16 protein-coding genes are annotated in these 21,378 nt (G+C 24.4%); 5 read left to right on the forward strand and 11 right to left on the reverse strand.

From position 1 onward, the window contains the following. Positions 1–183: 183 nt before the first annotated feature. The 5 genes from NBW53_RS04935 to NBW53_RS04955 form a co-directional block, all read right to left on the reverse strand. Positions 184–483, reverse strand: a complete 300-nt coding sequence (locus NBW53_RS04935) for an FtsB family cell division protein (protein WP_250278972.1) — start codon at positions 481–483, stop codon at positions 184–186. Continuing rightward, positions 464–1,012, reverse strand: coding sequence for a spore cortex biosynthesis protein YabQ (yabQ, locus tag NBW53_RS04940; protein ID WP_250278973.1), 549 nt, complete (start codon positions 1,010–1,012; stop codon positions 464–466). Before yabQ ends, NBW53_RS04935 begins: the two co-directional genes overlap by 20 nt. Positions 1,013–1,023: 11 nt before the next feature. Further along, positions 1,024–1,305 carry a sporulation protein YabP gene (gene yabP / locus NBW53_RS04945; RefSeq protein ID WP_250278974.1) on the reverse strand — a complete coding sequence of 94 codons (282 nt, stop codon included), beginning with the start codon at positions 1,303–1,305 and terminating at the stop codon, positions 1,024–1,026. A gap of 60 nt (positions 1,306–1,365) precedes the next feature. Then, on the reverse strand, positions 1,366–2,739 hold the full coding sequence (locus NBW53_RS04950) for a [FeFe] hydrogenase, group A (RefSeq protein WP_250278975.1): 1,374 nt from the start codon (positions 2,737–2,739) through the stop codon (positions 1,366–1,368). Between the two features lie 351 nt (positions 2,740–3,090). Continuing rightward, positions 3,091–5,340, reverse strand: a complete 2,250-nt coding sequence (locus NBW53_RS04955) for a methyl-accepting chemotaxis protein (RefSeq protein WP_250278976.1) — start codon at positions 5,338–5,340, stop codon at positions 3,091–3,093. A gap of 182 nt (positions 5,341–5,522) precedes the next feature. Here NBW53_RS04955 and NBW53_RS04960 point away from each other — a divergent pair, with 182 nt between their 5' ends. After that, a complete protein-coding gene (locus NBW53_RS04960; RefSeq protein ID WP_250278977.1) occupies positions 5,523–5,864 on the forward strand; it encodes a helix-turn-helix domain-containing protein in 342 nt (113 codons plus the stop codon). A gap of 446 nt (positions 5,865–6,310) precedes the next feature. Here the strand turns inward: NBW53_RS04960 and NBW53_RS04965 are convergent, their stop codons facing one another. Both NBW53_RS04965 and hcp read right to left on the reverse strand, forming a co-directional pair. Next, entirely contained in the window at positions 6,311–6,457 is a 147-nt protein-coding gene (locus NBW53_RS04965; protein ID WP_250278978.1) for a hypothetical protein, read from the reverse strand. A 531-nt stretch (positions 6,458–6,988) separates the two neighbouring features. Continuing rightward, positions 6,989–8,632, reverse strand: a complete 1,644-nt coding sequence (gene hcp, locus NBW53_RS04970) for a hydroxylamine reductase (RefSeq protein ID WP_250278979.1) — start codon at positions 8,630–8,632, stop codon at positions 6,989–6,991. Between the two features lie 153 nt (positions 8,633–8,785). On the opposite strand from hcp, the gene NBW53_RS04975 reads away from it, so the two are divergent. Further along, positions 8,786–9,469 (forward strand): Crp/Fnr family transcriptional regulator, encoded by a 684-nt coding sequence (locus tag NBW53_RS04975; protein ID WP_250278980.1) that lies wholly within the window; start codon positions 8,786–8,788, stop codon positions 9,467–9,469. 42 nt (positions 9,470–9,511) lie between these two features. Here the strand turns inward: NBW53_RS04975 and NBW53_RS04980 are convergent, their stop codons facing one another. Beyond that, positions 9,512–10,972, reverse strand: a complete 1,461-nt coding sequence (locus NBW53_RS04980) for a recombinase family protein (protein WP_250278981.1) — start codon at positions 10,970–10,972, stop codon at positions 9,512–9,514. A 222-nt stretch (positions 10,973–11,194) separates the two neighbouring features. Next, positions 11,195–12,379: a cation:proton antiporter gene (locus NBW53_RS04985; protein ID WP_250277158.1), complete on the reverse strand. Its 1,185-nt coding sequence runs from the start codon at positions 12,377–12,379 to the stop codon at positions 11,195–11,197. 529 nt (positions 12,380–12,908) lie between these two features. Here NBW53_RS04985 and NBW53_RS04990 point away from each other — a divergent pair. The 3 genes from NBW53_RS04990 to NBW53_RS05000 are packed head-to-tail and all read left to right on the forward strand — an operon-like array spanning position 12,909 to position 16,297. After that, a complete protein-coding gene (locus tag NBW53_RS04990) occupies positions 12,909–14,387 on the forward strand; it encodes an aminotransferase class I/II-fold pyridoxal phosphate-dependent enzyme (RefSeq protein ID WP_250277159.1) in 1,479 nt (492 codons plus the stop codon). A gap of 22 nt (positions 14,388–14,409) precedes the next feature. Continuing rightward, the gene (gene speB / locus NBW53_RS04995; RefSeq protein WP_250277160.1) at positions 14,410–15,276 is read left to right on the forward strand and encodes an agmatinase; all 867 of its coding nucleotides are present in this window, start codon (positions 14,410–14,412) and stop codon (positions 15,274–15,276) included. 13 nt (positions 15,277–15,289) lie between these two features. Further along, positions 15,290–16,297, forward strand: a complete 1,008-nt coding sequence (locus NBW53_RS05000) for a FecCD family ABC transporter permease (protein WP_250277161.1) — start codon at positions 15,290–15,292, stop codon at positions 16,295–16,297. 312 nt (positions 16,298–16,609) lie between these two features. On the opposite strand, the gene NBW53_RS05005 is transcribed toward NBW53_RS05000, so the two are convergent. Beyond that, positions 16,610–18,121 (reverse strand): S-layer homology domain-containing protein, encoded by a 1,512-nt coding sequence (locus NBW53_RS05005; RefSeq protein WP_250277162.1) that lies wholly within the window; start codon positions 18,119–18,121, stop codon positions 16,610–16,612. Positions 18,122–18,198: 77 nt separating this feature from the next. Continuing rightward, positions 18,199–21,135, reverse strand: a complete 2,937-nt coding sequence (locus NBW53_RS05010; RefSeq protein WP_250277163.1) for an S-layer homology domain-containing protein — start codon at positions 21,133–21,135, stop codon at positions 18,199–18,201. Positions 21,136–21,378: the final 243 nt, after the last annotated feature.

The following is a 21,378-nucleotide window of genomic DNA, read 5'->3' on the forward strand; positions in this document are numbered from 1 at the left end:
TTTATATTATTGATTTTTTTATTGTTTAGTAAATTAATATAAATTAATCTTTTTTTTATTAAAATTTATATTATAATTGAATTTTTATTATGTACATTTTGATTATTTATAATTTAAAAAAGTTGTATACTGCTTTGATTTAATTAAAATTTTTAACTATCTCTAATACAGTATACAACTTTTTTATTTGTTACTATTATAAAAAACTATTTCATTACTTTTAACCATACCAAGTTTATCTCTAGCTATTTTTTCGATATACTCATTACTATTTTTATATTCTGTTTGATATTTTAATTCATCATTTTTTTTATTAGCTGTGTCAATTTTCATATTAAGTTCATTAATCTTTTCGTTATATTTAATTAATGAATTATACTTATAAAATAAATATGAAGAAAAACTTAAAACTATAAAAATCATAATAATAAAATATAACTTATCAACTTTAGAAGATTTTTTCTTATTTTCTAAATTCTTCATCTTTTGTCTTATCCCCTTTTATAATTAAAGATTTTAAATAAAACTTAATATTTCTACCTTTATTATATATTGTTACACAAAAGCTATATTTTTTCAATAGTTTTTTTAATATATTTTTTAACAAATAAATTAATTTTTTTAAAGGTTTAAGTATAATATTAAAAATAATTAAAAATGGCATCGAAATAGCTCTAAAAATAAATAAAATTATTTTTATAAGTACATTTATAATTTTTGTAGATATATTTAAAAATATTGGACTTATTAAAAAAGTGTATAAAATCATACTTGTAAATATACCTATTATAAAGAATATTCTAATTTCACCATTATTTTGATAAAGTGATATTAAAAAGATAATAATAGACATAAATAACCAATATATGGTATCTTCTATGTTTATTATAAAGTTATTATGTATAATATATTTTCTAAATATTTTAAGCAAATCATAAAAAAATCCTAATATTAAACCTATAAATAGTGATATTAAAAATATTTTAAGTTGATAAGAAACAGATAAAATCAAATTTAAACACCTTATTTAAAGATTTTATTTAATATACCACTAGCTGGTTTTCCATAAGAAGATTTATCTTCATACACTAAGCTATATATTTCACCATCTATTTCTAAATCACCACTATCTAAATTTAATTTATTAATATGAAAATTTATTCCCTTTAATATTAAGATTCCAAGTTCTGTTTCAGAAACTATCATTTCTTCATCAAAAGAGATAACATCTAAAACGCCTGTAATTTTTATGTTTGTCCTATCTAATATGTTTATATTATGTTTATTTTTTTTATCTTCAGACATTTAAACCCTCCATATATATTTTATATAATAATATATGTGGAGGGTTTATAAAATATGAATTTAATTGCCTAAATCACTACTTCTATTAGTAAATGAAGTATGTAAAAGCTCTTCAGCAAGGTGGCTTAAAGGTTTTTCATAAAATTCTTTATATAATAGTTTAATCTCTTCATTTTCATGACTAGATCTTATTTTTAATTGATTATCTCTTTGATATAAACCTTCAATACGTTTTTTAAGTGCTGCATCTCTTTTTGGTATTTTCTTTTTAGGTTGGCCACCACCACCTATACAACCACCTGGACAAGCCATTACTTCAACAAAATGATAATTTTTTTCACCACTTTTAATTTTTTCTATAAGCTTAGTAGCATTAGCCGTTCCATATACAACAGCAACATTAACTTCTTTACCTTTAATATTAACAGTAGCTTCTTTTATTTCTTCTAAATCTCTAACACTTTCTAATTGATATAAAGTCTCTGGTACTGGTTCATTAGTTAAATAATTGTAAGATGTTCTTAATGCAGCTTCCATAACACCACCAGTATTACCAAAAATAACACCAGCTCCAGAAGCTTCACCCATAAATTTATCAAACTTACTGTCTTCTAAAGATGTAAAATCTATATTTTTTTCTTTAGCCCAAAGAGCAAGTTCTCTTGTTGTAATAATATAGTCATTATCTCTCATGCCTTCTACATTATTATATTTTGCAGATGCATTCATTTCATCACGTCTAACTTCAAATTTTTTAGCAGAACAAGGAGTTATAGTAACTGTTACTATCTTAGATGGGTCAATATTCATTTTTTTAGCAAAATAAGTTTTAATTGTTACACCTTGCATACCAATAGGACTTTTAGCAGATGATAAATTTGGTATAAAATCTGGATGATATGTTTCAACATATTTTACCCAAGCAGGACAACAACTTGTAAATTGAGGTAATACAGCATTTTCGTCTTTTATTCTTTCTATAAACTCAGAGGCTTCTTCAACTATTGTCATATCTGCACCAAAGTTTACATCTAATACATAATTAAACCCTAATTCTCTTAATAGGGAAACCATCTTACCTTCGACAAATTCCCCTTCTTCCATATCAAATAATTCTCCAAGGGCAACTCTTACAGCAGGAGCCGTACTAACTATAACTACTTTATCATTAGCATTAATAATATTTTCTACATCTTTATATTCATATTTCTCTGTTATACTATCTACAGGACATATATTAGCACATTGACCACAATGAATACATATAGCAGTATCATTTGTTTTTTCTAAATCAAAATTACCATAAACCCCTATAAAATCTCGACATATTTTAGTACACAATTTACATTTTATACATTTATCTTCATGTAAGATAATAGCTGGATTATCTTCTTCTATAGGAACTCTAATATCTATTAAATTATGCTTACTCATAAAAACCTCCTAAAAATAATAATAAAAGCTTTAAACATAAAATTTATTTTACATTATTATATCAATTATTATATTTTTAGTCAATAATACTAATAAATTTATTATTTGAAAGTTATAAAATATAATATTAGTATAAAAAATTAAAATATACTTATTTTTAATATATAAAATTTATAAACTAAAATTATATATTTTATTTTTAGTATTTAAGTAATTAATAATTATAGCTTCATTATTTTTTATATTAAAAAATCTCCTATACATTTAATTTAGTATAGGAGATTACACTGTTTATAATAGTTTCTATTAGTATATAATATTTATTTTTACTATCAAAATAATAATTAGTTATTATAAATTTTTTAATTTAAAATCTGACACTGAAGAATAGAAAATTTCTGCTTGGCTTGCAAGCTCTTCTGATGCTGATGCTGATTGTTCACTTGCACTAGCATTATTTTGTGTAACAGATGATATTTGTTCAATTCCATCTGCTATTTGCTCAATAGATTTTTCTTGTTCTTTAGATGACATTGCACAAGAAGAAGTAAGAACAGAAATTTCCTCTATTTGTTTAACTATACTAACTAAAGATTTAGCTGTATCATTTGCAATTTTTGAACCTTCAGATACTTTTTCAACTGAACTTTCTATAAGCTCTGTTGTTTCTTTAGCAGCTTGTTGGCTTCTAGCAGCAAGGCTTCTAACTTCTTCTGCAACAACTGCAAATCCTTTACCATGTTCACCAGCACGAGCGGCTTCTACGGCTGCATTAAGTGCTAATATATTTGTTTGGAAAGCTATATCATCTATTACTTTTATTATGTTAGATATACTATTAGAAGCATTATTTATTTCATCCATAGCTAATAACATATTATCCATTTGTTTGCTACCTTCATTAGCATTATTTCTAGCTTGTAATGCAAGTTCATTAGCTGTTTCAGAACTATTTACATTATCAATAGATTGTTTAGAAATTACACTAATAGTTTCATTAAGCTTTTCAACAAAACTAGACTGTTGTGTTGCCCCTTCCGCTAAAGATGTACTAGCTTGTGATATTTGTTTAGAACCAACAGATACCTGTTCGGCTGATGATATAATATCTTTTGTAAGTATATTAAGATTGTGAACAATTAAATTAACAGATCTTTGTATTTCTTCAAAATCTCCTACATAATCTTTATCTATAGATACGTCAAAGTTTTTATTTGCCATTTCATTTAATATATGAGAGATTTCAGAAATGTAAGAATCAATAGTTTCAGCAGTATAATTTACTGTTTTCTTAATTATGTTAAATTCACCTTTATATTCATTTGTTATTCTATGTGAGAAATTACCCATTGCAAATTGATTAAGAGCATTTTGAGTTTCTTTAATAGGAGTAACTACATTTTCTACAAATTGATTTAATCCATCTGTAGTTTCTTTCCATTGTCCTACATATTTTGAAGTATTAAGCCTAAATTCTAAGTTTCCTTCATTTGCAGCTTTTATAAGGCTTGATATATCTTTTGAAACACTTTTTAATGCACTTTGCACTGCAATAATACCATTTTTAATTAAAGACTTATCTCCTGGGAAATCTTTAACATTTACATCAAAATTTCCTTCTCCAAAATCTTTTATTTTATCTAATACATATAAAGAATCATCTATTAAGTTATTAGTTGCAATATTTATTGCATTAGTCGCTTCTTTAAATGAGCCTTCATATTTATCAATATTTATTCTATAAGATACATTTCCTTTATCAAGCTCGGCAGATAATTTATTTATATCTTCAAGTATAGATTGGAAAGTTTCAGACATATCGGAAATAGCATTAGATAATTCACCTAGCTCATCTCTAGTGTTTGTCCTACAACTTGTGTTTAAATCTCCTCTAGAAACATCTAAAGCTATACCCTTTAATTTTTCTAAAGGTTTTCTAATATCTCTTGTTAATTTTATTCCAAATAACATTACAAATATTTGTATTATAGCAAAAATTATTAAAAATATTATTTTTTGTATTATAGACTGTTTTTCAGATTTTTTTAAATCATCTGATAGACTTTGAAATGCTTCCATAGGTGTATTATATACTGCTGAAAATAGATTATTGCCTACTTCTGTTAATTTAGCATCTAATTCTTTAGCTTTAGTAGTATTTCCAGAAGCAATGTAATTAATAGATTCTATAAATCCATTATAATACTCATCTAGCCAACTTATTATAGAATTTAAAAGGTCTATTTCTTCTTTTCTAAAATTATTTTTATTATCTGATTGTACAATTGATAGATATTCCTCCAGATGTTTTTTAGCTATTGTATAAACTTGTTCAATTTCAGATTTTATACTATTAGCATTACTAGCATTTATTTTAGAAATACTATTAAATGCTACTACCCTTAAATTAGTAACATCTTCTATAACATTTATGCCTTGAGTTACTATTTGTTCATTAGAAGTTATAGATTCTTGATAATGTTTGTTCATAAAGTCAATAGAATTTATTCCTAATAAACCTAATAGAAATACTAAAATAGATATTAACCCAAAACAAATAGAAAATTTAATTTTAATTTTCAAATTCTTATACCAGTTCATAAAAACCACCTTTTCTTAAATTTTGTATATTTAATAATTTTTTCAACTAATTATAACATATATTTTATAATTATTCTAGTATTTTTTAATATAAATTTTAATATTTATAAGTTATAAAAGTTAAATAGTAGTATTTTATTCTATATAAATACATAATATAATTTATCATAGAGTGATTTATTATGACAAAAAATGATTTAATACAACTATCATCAAGAATAAAATCAAGACGAAAATCTCTAGCTTATACTCAAGAAGATATTGCTGAAAAATTAGGACTATCATACAGTCATTATAGTAAAATAGAAAATGCTATTTCTTTTCCATCATTAGATACACTTATAAAAATATCTAAAATATTTGGGCTATCTCTTGATAATCATGTTTTTGGTGAAAAAAATAATACAAATTTAGATTTTACAAAATTAAACAATATTATAAATGATTTAAAAAATAATAAATCTCAAAAAATATCTGATTTAAAAACTTTTATAAAATTATTAGAAGTAATTGATAATGTATAAAATTTATTGTAAAAGTTTTATGTTCAAAGAATATATCAAAAAGTTTTAACTTTATTTTTAAATGTTCAATTAGTATTAATTATTTTAATCAAATAAAAAATAACAATTATTAATATTTATTACATAATCAATAATTGTTATTAAATATTTCTAATTATTTATGTATTAGATAATTTTTATTAGTATTACTATTTACTTTATTTAATAGATAGTTAAAATTTATTATATATTAATGTAACTCTTTTAAAATTTCTTTATCAATTTTATATGTATTTCTAAATTGTTTAATAAACTTTTTACATGTTTCAAAATCTATTAATACATTTTTTCTAGTCGTTCTATATTTACATATACAGATAATTTATTGTTACAATAATCATTTTGTTTTTGAATTATTTCTGGAGTATCACTTATTATAGTACCATAACCATAATACCTTTGGGATATTATTTACTATTTCCACTTATATAAAACAATATTTTATACCCTTTACGCATTGATTTATTAGCTATAAATGTATTTACTGTATTTATATTTGTATTATTAAAAATATCCCAAGTTTTAAGGTTTATTATTGAAATATATACTTCCATTTTTTACTCCTAACTTTTAAATTATTATTAACTTATATTTTATTATTTGAAATATAAATTGTCAATTAAAATATGTTCATAAGTTTATTATTATTTATAGAAATGCAATTTAAAATACTTTATTTTTGACTATCACTAACATGTAAATTTAATGATTTTTAATATTATGATTTTCTATAACACTTAAGATTAATAATATTCTTAAATATAAAATATAGTTTAAATTTTTCATCTAAAATATTCCTATTTTAGAAAAATATTTATTATAGTAGTTAAATTGATATCTAATTATTTTTAAATATATGTATTAAAAAAATTTTTTTGATGCACTCTTTATTTTGAAATATAAATACTGTTACAAAATTAACAGTATTATATTAAACATTTAAAATTATCTATTTTTTCATTTATTCTAAAAATAGTAATTTTGGGTTTAATGTATTATTTACTTCCAAAATTACACAAAAAAGTTGCATACTGATTAGTTAAATCGCCACTAAAATCATATACAACTTTTATTATATATATTTTTTATTTTAAACAATTTTTTAAATCATCTTGTGCATTAGTAATAGGTTTTATATCAAATGTATTAACTAAATAGTTAAGTACATTTTCACTTAAAAATGCTGGTAATGTTGGTCCAATATACATTCCTTTTATACCTAATGATAAAAGTGCTAATAAGTCTGCTACTGCTTTTTGCTCATACCAAGATAATATTATAGATAATGGTAAATCATTTACACTAGTATTAAATGCTTCTGCTAAAGCTAAAGTTATTTTCACTGCAGAATAAGCATCATTACATTGACCTACATCTAAAAGTCTTGGTATATCTAATATTTCACCAAATGATAACTTATTAAATCTATATTTACCACAAGCCAAAGTTAATATTACACAATCTTTTGGTACAATTTGAGCAAATTCTGTATAATATTTTCTTTCAGCCCTTGCACCATCACATCCACCTATTAAGAAGAAATGTTTTATATCTCCAGATTTAACTAATTCTATTATTCTATCTGCTTTACTTAATAAAGCACTATGTCCAAACCCTACTGTTATCTCTTTTCTTTCTTTATCTTCTTCAAATCCCCCAAGTTCTAAAGCCTTTTCTATTATTTCGCTAAAGTCTTTTTCACCATTTTCATTTTTACCTATATATTTAATACCTTCCCAACCAACTACACTTGTTGTAAATATTCTATCTTTATAAGAATCTCTAGGTTTCATAATACAATTTGTTGTCATAAGAATACAACCAGGAATATTATCAAATTCTTTTTGTTGGTCTTGCCAAGCTCCACCGAAGTTTCCTACTAAATGTGGATATTTATTTAATTCTGGATATCCGTGCGAAGGTATCATTTCACCGTGTGTATAAATGTTTATTCCTTTTCCTTCTGTTTGCTTTAATAACATTTCTAAATCTTTTAAATCGTGACCAGAAACTATAATAAATGGACCTTTTTTAATATTTATATTTACTTTTGTTGGTGTTGGATTTTTATATATACTAGTATTAGCTTCATCTAGTTTTTTCATAATAGCTACAGACATTTCGCCAGTTTTTAATGCTAATTCTATTAAATTTTCTAATGTCAAGCTATTATCTGTAATTAAATATAGTGCTTTAAAGTAAAATTTATCTACTTCATCATCATAATATCCTAGCTCTCTAGCTTGGTGTCCATATGCAGATATACCTTTTAAACCATATGTTATAGTTTCTCTTAAAGAACGAATATCTTCATTTAAATTTTCATCATACATTATTCCTGCACGGATAGAATCCTCTAACATTTCTTTTCTAGTACTACTTAAATTATAAAGAGCTTGTTCATTAATGTCTTCACAATTAGTAACTAATTTTCTTAAATCTTCTTTTATAGATTGAGATTTTCTTAATATTTCTTCATGTACATCTTCATCAAAATTTACATTTGTAAGCGTTGTAAATAATGAATTTTCAACAAATGCAACGATATTTTTATCTATATTTTTACCATCTTCTATTAATTTATTTGCATAATAACTTATTCCTTTTAACTGATATATAATTAAGTCTTGTAGTCTTGAAACTTCTGGTGTTTTGCCACAAACACCTATTTTAGTACAGCCTTTACCTCCAGCTGTTTGCTCGCATTGATAACAAAACATTTTATTCATAATAAATCTCCTTATAAATTAAAGTTAATATCTGTTAATATCTGTTTACAATAAATAAAATTTAATATATAATTAAAATAAAATTATTGTATATTTATTATATAATATTTTAATTATTAAATCTGTTGCATAAACAACAAAAAGGTGGATAAAATGGAAAAATATATACCAATAATAAAAAAATCAAGATTATTTTATAATGTTTCTGACGATGAGATAAAAAATATTTTAAAATGTTTAGCTGTTGATGTAAAAACTTATAAAAAAGGTGAATATATTTATAAAGTAGGAGATACTATTAATTATTTATCTTTAGTAGTAAGTGGTACTGTACATATAGAAAAAGAAGACTTTTGGGGAAATAAAAATATTTTAATAGAAATCTGTGAAGGTGAAGTGTTTGGAGAATCTTATGCTTGTATTAATAATGAACCAATTTCGATTAATGCAATTTCTTCATCTAATAGTAAAGTTATACTTTTTGACATAAAAAAGGCTTTTAATCCTTCTTGTCCATATTGTTCTTTTAATACAAAATTAATCCAAAACCTAATAATAGCACTTGCAACAAGAAATAAAACTATTACTGAAAAATTTGAACATTTATCTAAGAGAACAATACGAAACAAATTATTGTCATATTTATCTGAGCAATCTATTAAAAATAAATCATCTTCTTTTTATATATATTTTAATAGACAACAATTAGCAGATTATTTATGCGTTGATAGAAGTGCAATGTCAAAAGAATTATCAAAAATGCGTAAAGAAGGGTTATTAAATTTTAATAAAAATTACTTTGAGTTAAATTCAAGTTTTAATTCTACACTTAACTAAATTTATATACCTATTTTGCCACCTTTATTTTTATTTATATTATTATAAATTTAATGAATCATAAAAATTAAATTCTATTTCTATTTTTTCTTCAAATACTCTAATTTCTTTTACAAAAGTTTTAATAAATTTATTTGAATTTTCATTATTTAAATTAGAATAAATCAAATTTTCAAAATTATCATTTATATTTTTTTTCAACGCTTCTTCTTTTTTATTAAATTCTTGTTTTTTCTGCATATATATTTCTCTAGTTAAATTTTCTTTTAAATATTTATCATAAAGATTATCTTTAATATTTTTTATTTGTTGTAACTCTTTTTCATATTTTTTAATAATTATGTTTTTAAATACCTTATTATATTCTACCAAATTAGCTCTATATAAAATATACTTAAAAATTATTTCCTTTATTTCACTTTCTTTTATTATAAAATCTTTACAATTATATTTATTTGTATATCTTAAAGTACTACATTTATATTTAATGTCTTTTTTATTTATTCTTTGTAAATAATAATTACAATATCCACATTTTAAAGTATTTTTAAAAATATTATCATTACTTTTACATTTTATTTTAGGATTTTTAAAAATTTTTTGAGCTTCATAAAAAGTATTTTTAGAAATAATTGGTAAATGATGATTTTCAAAAATAATCCAATTTTCTTTATCTATATTTATATAATTTTTACTTCCCACTTCTTTTATTTCTGTCTTTCCATAAACTCTTTTGCCAATATAAACTTCATTTTTTAATATGTTTCTAACTGTTACACTTTTCCAAAATAATTTTCCTTTACATCTACCCAATTTATTTATTTTACCACTATTTATTTTATATTCTAAGGGTGTTTCTATTTTATTTTCATTTAAAAATTTAGCTATTTGTGTAAAACTTTTTCCTTCACAAGCCATATTAAAAATTTTTTTAACAATATCTGACACATTTTCATCTATTTCAAATTTATGTTTATCTTCACTTGATATAATATAACCATAGGGCGCAGAAGATGTTGGTATCTTCCCTATTTTAGCATTATTTAATTGTGTTGTTTTAACTTTTTTTGATAAATCTTTACTATAGTAATTATACAAAATATTTTTAAAATTTAAATTAAAATAGTTATTATATGTAATTTCATTATTACTATCATAATTATCATTAATAGATATAAACCTTACATTTAAAACTGGGAATATATTTTCTAAATATTGGGAAGTTTCTATATAATTTCTTCCAAATCGTGATAAATCTTTTACTATGATACAATTAATTTTTTTATTATTAACATCATTTAAAAGACGTATAATTCCTTTTCTCATAAAATTTGTAGCTGTTTTTCCATCATCTTCATATTCTAAAATTTTATAATATTTTAAATTATTACTTAATATATAATTATAAATATACTGTCTTTGATTAGTTATACTATTGCTTTCATTTTGACTGTTTTCATCTTCTTTAGAAACTCTCAAATAAATGCCTATATTATATAGCATTTAAAAACACCTTCTATCCTTGAAATATTATAATAAATAAGTTTAAATATAATTAAAGTTATTCATTATTTAATTTATACTCATTATTTTTTTAAATTATTAAAACTATTTTTATAAAATATCTTTAAAATTACTTATTTTATAAAAAGCCATATTAAAATATTTTCAATATGGCTTTTAAATACTGTATAAATTTTATTATATTTCTATATATTTTTAATTTTAATCTATTTGTTCTGATGCTTTTTTACCAGACAATACTAATTTTAACATAATAGGTGTTAATAATGTTGTAAATATTACAACAATAACAACAGCTGGAAAAAGAGTTTCATCTAATAAGCCAGCTTTAGCACCTTTTTGAGCAACTATTAAAGATACTTCACCTCTAGCTACCATACCTGTACCAATAGCTAACGCAGTAAAGCTATTAAATTTACAGATTTTAGCACCTATAAAACAACCAACAACTTTTGTTAAAATAGATACTATTAAAAGAACTACAGCAAAAATTAATATTCCCATTGTTATACCGTGTACATTAGTTTTTATACCTACACTTGCAAAAAATATAGGTGAAAATATTAGATATGATAGTATATTAACTTTTCTTGCTATATAATCTTTAACGCCAATATTGCAAAGAATTATACCTGCAAAATATGCACCTGTTAAATCTGCTATTCCAAAAAACTTTTCAGATATATAGGCAAGAATAAAACAAAAAGCTAAAGAATATATAGAAGATCTTCTTTTACCGTCTTGTTTTTCAATAAATCCTTTTAATTTGTGTATTATCCAATATAATATACCAATAAAAATAAAGAATAAAACTATTTTTATAAAAACACTAGAAGGTTTTACATTAGAATCTGTAACACTTGTAATAACTGTTAATATAATAATCCCTATTATATCGTCTATTATAGCAGCTCCTAATATAGTTGTACCCATTTTACCTTTTAATTTGCCCATTTCTCTTAAGGCTTCTATTGCGATAGTAACAGATGTTGATGTAATAATAACACCCATAAATACTGATTTTAGCATAAATAATGGGTCTACACTTGCATTTTCTTTATAAAATAGATAATAAACTATAGTTCCTCCAGCTAAAGATACAACAATCTCTATTATAGCTATTATAACAGAGGCTATACCAGTCTTTTTAACTTCTTCTAAATCTGTATCAAGACCTGCCAAAAACATAAGCAATATAACGCCCATTTCAGCAGTTTGAACAACAAATTCTGTTTCTGTTAATACACCCAATACAGAAGGTCCTAATATAACACCTGCTAATAATGCACCAACAACTTGTGGCATATGAACTTTTTCTGATACTAGCCCAAAAAATTTAGTTGATAGCAATATAATTGCTATGATTAATAAAAAATCATATTCCATTTTTAACACCTCGTATATTTATTTATCATATATCATATATTTTACACCTTTAAAAATAAATTTCAACATATTTTTTCATAATATGTTTAGTAAAATTTTAGGATATTTTATATCATTAGTTAAAATTATCTAAAAATATGTTGAATATTTATTTAAAATTATAATATATATAATTTAAAAATAGATAATAAAAATTTTTATTAAAATTTTTATTAAAATCATAGAAATTATAAAAATTATAAGTATTATTATTTAATATATTATGTTTTAGTTATACGTTAAATATACTTTATTATATTTTAGCTATATACTTTTGCTACAAATTCCCAACATTTTATTAATTATACGGAAAAAATATAAATATTTATAAAAAATTATAATATTTATGTTGAAATTAATATAAAATATGTTAAAATGTAAGTTGACTATTTATTTTTTTGGTATATAATTAAATATAAAATAAATTTTCAAAAATAAATTATAGAATGGGTGCGATATCTCAAAAGGATATTTAAGGGTGTTATATAAAATGAACTTAGAAAAACAAAAGTTAACTCCTATTTTTACTGCTCTATCAAAATATAGAGAAGAAAATATAGTACACTTTGACGTTCCGGGTCATAAAAAAAATAAAGATACTTTTATTGCTAAAGCTATGGGTGAAGATATAATCTCTTTTGATGCTAACTCTACAAAAGAACTTGATATGCTTTCACATCCTGTTGGAGTAATATTAGAAGCAGAAGAACTTTTAGCAGAAGCATATGGTGCAGATAATGCATTTATGTTGGTTAACGGTTCTACATTTGGTGTGCAAACAATGATACTTAGTGCTTGTTCACCAAAAGATAAAATAATTATACCACGTAATGTTCATAAATCTGTTATTAATGCAATTATTTTATCTGGTGCAACCCCTATATTTATACAACCAGAGATAGATTATAATTATGGTATAGCAAATGGTGTTAAAGTAGAAACTGTTAAAGAAACTATTAAAGCACATCCAGATGCTAAAGCTATTTTTATCATAAATCCTACCTATTTTGGTGTAGCATCTGACCTTAGAAAAATAATAAAAATATGTCATAGACACAATATAGCAGTATTAGTAGATGAAGCACACGGAGCTCATCTTCCTTTTCATCCATATCTTCCAGATTGTGCTATGAAGCTTGGTGCAGATATGTCTACTGCTAGTTTACATAAAACAGCAGGGTCTCTTACACAAAGTTCGGCTTTATTCCATAATGAAGGAATAATAGATATAAATAAAATAAGAGGAACTATAAATCTTATGCAAACAACAAGTGCATCTTATTTATTGTTAGCTAGTATGGATATAGCTCGTTCTAATCTTGCTTTAAAAGGTAAAAAAATATTTGCTGAACTATTAAAAAAATGTGCAGAGGCAAAAGCAAAATTGTCTAAAGTTCCTGGAATATCTGTTATATCTGAAGATTATATAGATGAAAATGATGAACATGGTATATATGATTTTGATGATACAAAATTTGTTATAAAAGTAAATGAACTAGGTCTTTCTGGATTTCAAGTTTATAAAATATTAAAAGAAGAATATAATATTCAACTAGAACTTGCAGAAAGCTATGTTGTTTTAGCTGTTGTTGGTATTGGAGATACAGATGAAACAATAGACAAGCTTGTATGTGCTTTTGAAGATTTATCTAAAAGATTTTATGGTAAAAAAGAGGCTTTTAAAATAGAAATAGCTAACTTTTTTGAAAAACCAAAAACAATAGTTTTACCTAGAGATGCTTATTTTTCACCTAAAAGTACTATGTTTATAGATGATGCTTTAGGTCAAGTATGTGGTGAATCTATTATGATTTATCCTCCAGGAATTCCTTTAATAATCCCTGGTGAGCTTATAACAGAAAAAATTATTTCTATTTATAAATATTATATGGAACAAAATTGTGTTGTTATGAACGATGACGAAGAACCTGGAATAATAAAAGTTCTTGGAGAAGAAGAAAACGAATAATTTTTTAGAAAGGATTGAATATATGGATATAAATTTTTTGCCTAAAAAGTTTTTAGGTTGTGATTGTAGCTTTGAAGAGTCCCAAATTATTATTTTTGGTGCTCCATTTGATGGAACAACAACATTTAGACCAGGAACTAGATTTGCTCCACAAACAATGCGTATGGAATCTATAGGTCTAGAAACATATAGCCCATATTTTGACTTAGATATAGAAGACTATAAAGTAAATGATAATGGTGATTTAGACTTACCTTTTGGTTCTACTCAAGGTGCTCTAGATATGATACAAGAACAAGCTAAAAATATATTTAAACATAATAAAAAACCTCTTATGATAGGTGGTGAACATTTAATATCATTACCTGTTATACAAGAAGCTTTTAATAAATATCCTGATTTACACATTATACATTTTGATGCTCATACAGATTTAAGAGAAGAATATCTAGGTGAAAAATTATCACATTCTAGTGTGTTTAAAAGAGTTTGGGATTTTATTGGTGATGATAAAATTTATCAATTTGGTATAAGAAGTGGTACTAAAGAAGAATTTTATTGGGCTAAACAAGGTCATACTTATATTAATAAATTTAATTTTGACACATTAGATAAAATAGTAGAAAAATTAAAAAATAAACCAGTGTATTTTTCAATTGATTTAGATGTTTTAGACCCATCTATTATGTCTGGTACTGGTACAACAGAAGCTGGTGGAGTTAGTTTTAATGAGCTTATAAATGCTATTAAAGAAGTGTCTAAGCTTAATATTGTTGGTGCGGATATAGTGGAACTTTCTCCACATTATGACCATAGCGGTGTTTCTACTGCTGTTGCTTGTAAAATACTTAGAGAAATGTTATGTGCTATTCTTATAAATTCTAATTAGTATAGAGGTTTTTATGAAAAATATATTTAAAGTAGTATTATGTTTAATAATTAGTGGTATAGTCCTTATATTAGCTATGGGAATAGGTAGTGTTTTTATTCCACCTATACACTCTATAAATATTTTACTATATAAAATATTTAACTTTAATTTTATTGATATAGATGAAACTTTTTTAGCTATATTATGGAAAATTAGATTTCCTAGAGTATTATTAGCTTTTATCTGTGGAGCTGGTCTTTCATTAAGCGGAACTATTATACAATCTTTATTAAAAAATTCACTAGCATCTTCTTATACTTTGGGTGTTTCATCTGGAGCTGCTTTAGGTGCTAGTATATGCATACTATTTAAAATATATATTTTTGGTATTTTTTCTATGCAAATCTTTGGTTTTATTTTTGGTATAATAACTGTTTTTATGGCAATTACTATAGCAACAAAAATGGATAAAACAATGCAAAATAATGCTATTATACTTACTGGTATGGCCTTTTCTTTATTTGCCAATGCTATGTTATCTATTATGATGACATTTGCCAAAGAGGATTTACAAAGTCTTATTTTTTGGCAAATGGGAAGCTTTTCCATGAAAGATAATATCTATTTATTTGTATTATATCCTGCTATATTTATTGTTTTTATTTTAGTTTTTTTTAAGCATAGAGAAATGGATATATTAACATTTGGTGATGAACAAGCTAGTATTAGTGGAGTTGAAGTAAAAAAATTAAAGTTATTTTTATTAGCTATGTCATCTTTATTAACTGGATTTATTGTTTCTATTGTTGGTGTTATTGGATTTATTGATTTATTTACACCACATATAACAAGAAAAATATTTGGGGCTAAGCATAAATATGTTTTGTTTATGTCTCTAATTTTGGGTGGAACTTTTATGGTTTTATGTGATTTAATAGCAAGAACAATTGCATCACCTATTGAACTACCTGTTGGAGCCATAACATCAGCTATAGGAGCTCCATTTTTTATATATTTATATTTTGATAAAAAAAGATAGAAGTTATATAAGGTTGTAGACTTTGTTTACAATCTTTCAAAAAAAATAATCTTATTAAGTTTTTAAAGTACTGTTGATTTTTTGGCACAAAGGCTTGAATTTCACATAAATCTAGCTTTTTACACAATACGAGATGAAGTCCCGTTTTGTGATTAGAATTTTTATGTAAATTATAAAAATTTTTCTAAAAGATTTTATTTACAATTTGGTTATATTTTAATTTAAAATTATATAAAAAGGTTGTATACATTTAGAGTTAATTTTAACTAAATAATGTATACAACCTTATTTATATTTAAATATTAATTCAAATTAGTCAGGAAAATTTACTATATTTTCTGTATAATCTACTTGCATATCATATCTCATATAATTTATTAATCTATTAACGATAGCTGCCGCCTCTGCCTTATTAATAAATGATTTAGGCTTAAATTTACCGTCTTCATCACCAGATATTATCCCTATTCTATTAGCCGCATATACCTCTCTTTTTGCCCAATTAGCTATATTGCTATCATCTACAAAAGGTGTAATAGGTGTTGGGTCTAACCCTAAATGTTCAAGGCCTAAAGCTCTAAGTAAAATTACTATTGCTTCTTGTCTTTCTATTGGGTCATCTATAGAGAAACTTCCATTTGTTTCTCCAGCTACAAGTCCTGCCTTATATGCTGCCATAATATATGGATATTCTTTTCTTTCTGGTAAAACGTCTGAAAATGCAATATCTACTGGAGCTTTTTTATTATTAGATGTAGTGTTATCTTCAATTGGTAACTTAATAGCCTTTACCAACATTTGAGTAAATTGCCCTCTTGTTATAGCTTCATTAGGTTTATAAAATTTAGGGTCTCCTGTTAATATTTGCATACTAAACATTTTTTTAATGTCCTCTTCTGCAAAATGGCCTTTTAAATAACTTACATCTGGTGCTACAAGTTGTTCAAAAGTATTAAAACTAGGTATAGAAATATTACCTGTTGTAGGTGTTTTGTAAGTAAATTGTTGTGGTAAAACATAAATATTATAACTTAAACCACTTTTATTTTGCATAACTTCTTTATAGTTACCTTCAAAGCTTATAGCTGTTGGTTCATTTTTAGAATATTCTAAAGTTTTGTTAACAGATACACTAGGTCTTATTTGATATTCCATTTGCCAATCTTTAGTAGATATAGTACAATTCAATCTTTGAGTTTCTGTAGAAGACCAAGCACTATTATATCCATATATAACTCCACTTATGTCTTGAGTTATTTTATCTTCACCAGATGTATATACTGCTCTATGAGATATATCACCTTTATAGTAAGTTACACCTGGTGTTTTATCTTCTATTATACTTACAGATGACTTTGAAGCCTTATTATCTATAGTATAAGTTTTTCCATCTATTGTTATTGTTTCTGTCCATTTAGAAGTATCATAGTCTTTTATTGTTTGATTTTCTTCTTTTCTATAATTAACATTATATTCAATATTTCTATTAACAGTCATACCTTTTGGCGTTGTATCTCCATTTGCAACTTTATAAGTAACTTTATAGCTACCTTTATCAGCTAAATTAGTAGCTTTAGAGCTTACAGTAATATTACCGCTATATTCTTTAGGTTCGCCAGTTAAAAATATCATTTCTTTATAAGTAGATTTTAATTCATTTTTTGTATTCTTTTTAGAATTTAACAATTGTTCAGTTGTTCTTGGTAGCTTTCTACCCTCTGTTATTCCACCAAAAACTCCAAAATCTAATGGATCACCATAAACATTAGTAGTAAAAATAGACAATCCTATGGTTAAAGCCATTAATCTATTTAATAGTTTCATTATTATTCCTCCATTAAAATTTCAATATATAGCTATTAATTTTTTAATAAATTAATAGCTATATATTTTTTACAATACTAGTTTTCTACAAAAATAATTACTGCATCTATTGTCATACCACTTTCTATTTTTGGTAATTGTTGAGTCATTACTCTTAGTTTATCTCCTTTTTGTATGCTATTTACAGATGTTACTTTATTATTTTTAACAACAATAGTATTTGGCTTAGTTTTTAAATTTATTGATGCATCTTTAACGCTAATAGCATCCCAAGACTTATTGTCTTTCATATATTTACCATCTTTTAATTTTATCGTATCCCCTGTTTCATAAGCAACACCAGACACAAGTTTTGTAGGATATGGAGCATCTATAATGTGCGTTGCTTTATCACCATTAAATATAATAGTAAATGCTTTATCTATACTAGTATTTGTTGTATATCCAATAAATTGATTTATATTTTTAATACCTTCTTCAGTTATATAAAGTGTTTGTTCATCTATTGTGAATTTTCTTTCTACTGGACTATATTCCCATTTATCTCCATTTAATTGACTCATAGATTTTACAACAAACCATTTATTATCTTCTATTTGTTTAACTCTACCTCTAGCTATTGTTACAGAATTTGCTACTGGTGCATCATAAATATCTACAATACCAGCTTTTCCATCACCATTTAAAGATACTCTAGCATAATCATTAACACTAATATTGGTAGCCTCTACAAGATTTCCATTTTTTCTAACAATAGTACCTGCATCTGTTTTTATAGTTTTTCCACTTGCTAATGTAAATCCACCTACACCATCTACAAATGTAACAACGTCTGGGTTTAACGGTTCATCTCTACCTGTTCTAAATGTTATTTTACTAATAGTGTTACCTGAATAACCATTTTCTAATGCAACATAAACTTCACCATTAGCTCTTTTTAATTTAGAATTTACAAAGTCTTTAGAAACTCTATTTCCATTATAATAATACATAATATTTTTGTTAGATATACTAAGCTTTCTTACTTGTTGATATCCTTCCCAACCAGATTTACCAAGTTTATATGAATTTTGTAAAGATAGTGTTTTTTGAATAGAATCAATAGCACCTATTTGACCTTTTAATATATCACCTATTAAATGACCAGAATCTTCTACTAATACCTCTTTAACAGAATCCATTGTTTCACCTGGAGATAAAATAGCTTCATTTACAAGTAACTTAACATAATCTCCAGCTACTACACTAGATAAATTTATTGGTTTACCACCTTTAGATGTATAAACCCCACTAGGTATATCATACCAAGCAGTTTGTCCATTATCAAATTGTACAAGTATTTTTACTATATCAACATTGTTATTTATTTGAGTAACTTTACCTCGTTTCATAATATAATTAGGTGAAGCACTTAATTTTTCTATATAAGTTGGGTCATCTTTACGGCTTGTGATAAATACAATATCTCCATCCTCTATTTGGTCTATACTAGTATCCCTAGGGTCGTATTCAAAATGAGGAAACATTTGGTCTAAATAACCAATACTATCTCCATTTTCATAATATGGTTGTTTTTCCACTTCTATTTGGTCTGCAAAATAATTTTTTGTAACTTTTTTACCATTGTTATCTATTATTGTAAGATATCCATATTGTGCATTGTTTTCTATAACAACACCTCTAAGCTCATTTGATAATGTAGCATCCCCTACATAAGTTATTTTAGTTACAATATTATTTTTAAGCTCTAATTTTACCATACTTCCTATAGGTAAATCTTTTTCTTTTCTTCGTTTACCTTCCATAACAAGATAATTACCATTATTATCTGTTCCTATTATGCCATCTGCTACATAGTAATTATAAGTTTTGTTTGCATTATCTTTTATTTGTATCATTCCATTTGCAAAATCTACTTTATTAATCTTACCATTTGCTTCTGTTGTATTTATTGTTTTATCTTTTACACTTAAAAATTTGATAGTTTTGTTAAGATCATCTACCAAATATTCTATTTGACTACCTTCCCTAACACTAGCAAGCCCTGTAACAGCACCATTATTATATACTACTGTATCTTTATCTAAAGCTTGTGGTGAAGAACTACTTTGCATAATATATTTTATAACATCTACTTTACCATCTGCACTTCTTATATATATATTTCTTTCTAATTTAGCTTGCCCTGTTTGAGTTGTTTGTTCATCTTTTATACCAGCAATTGTTCCAGTTTTTTTAGTAAGACCAACTGCTTCATTATATAAACTATCCATATTACTTAATATTTGTGCCATTTCTGCTCTAGTTAAAGCACCTTTAGGATTTAGCTTACCATTGTTTCCTTTTAATATACCATTATCTAAAGCTATTTCTATATCTTCTACAAAATCAACTGAAGTATTTTGCCAATCTGAAAAGTTATAAATACTTTGTTGACTATTAGAAACTAATGGTTCTACTCTTATACTATTTAAAGACTTTATAATCCAACTAACTACTTGCTCTCTTGTAGCATTTGCATCTCGCTTAAATGCTCCTTCTGGTAAAGAACTTTGGTTTTGGCTTATAGCTTCATTATATTGTTGATTTGTTATAAGTCCGTTATTTCTAGCTAAACTTAAATAACCAATTGACCAAATATTTAAAGGATTTTGAGATTGAGCTTGTGCTTTAAGTCTTTGCCCTTCTTCTTGAGCTTGCTTCTCAAGCCCGCTAACTCTAATTGCAAAAGCTAATGCCTCTTGATTTGAAACATAATTATTAGGCTTATATGTTTTTTCATATCCTTTAACCATATCTAAAGCCCCTGCTTTTGTTATAGCCTCTTTTGCCCAATAACCATTATAAACATCTGAAAATTTTAAATTGTTTATTAATGCTTTAGCTTCTGTTGTTCCTTCATATGTGTTGTAAACTGGATCTTTAAATATATTGTTATCTGTAAGTCCAAATATATTTACTGTATTTACAAAACATATAGTAAATATTAAAAAAAACAAATTAAACTTTTTCATAAAAACCTCACATTTTTTCATAATAAATATTTTCTTTATATTATATCACGAAATATCTTAATAAAAAAGATTAAAAATGATATTTTTTAATTAAATTTTTACTAAAAATAAAAAATATTGTAAAATTATTTTATTTTTAGTAAGATATTTGAGAATAATAATTAATTTAATAAATAAATTTTTTAATTATATCCTATGTTTGACACTTTAATACATTATATGATATACTATTTTCATATGTAT

Origin of the sequence: [Clostridium] colinum (genome assembly GCF_940677205.1) — a bacterium.
GTDB lineage: Bacteria > Bacillota > Clostridia > Lachnospirales > CAG-274 > Tyzzerella > Tyzzerella colina.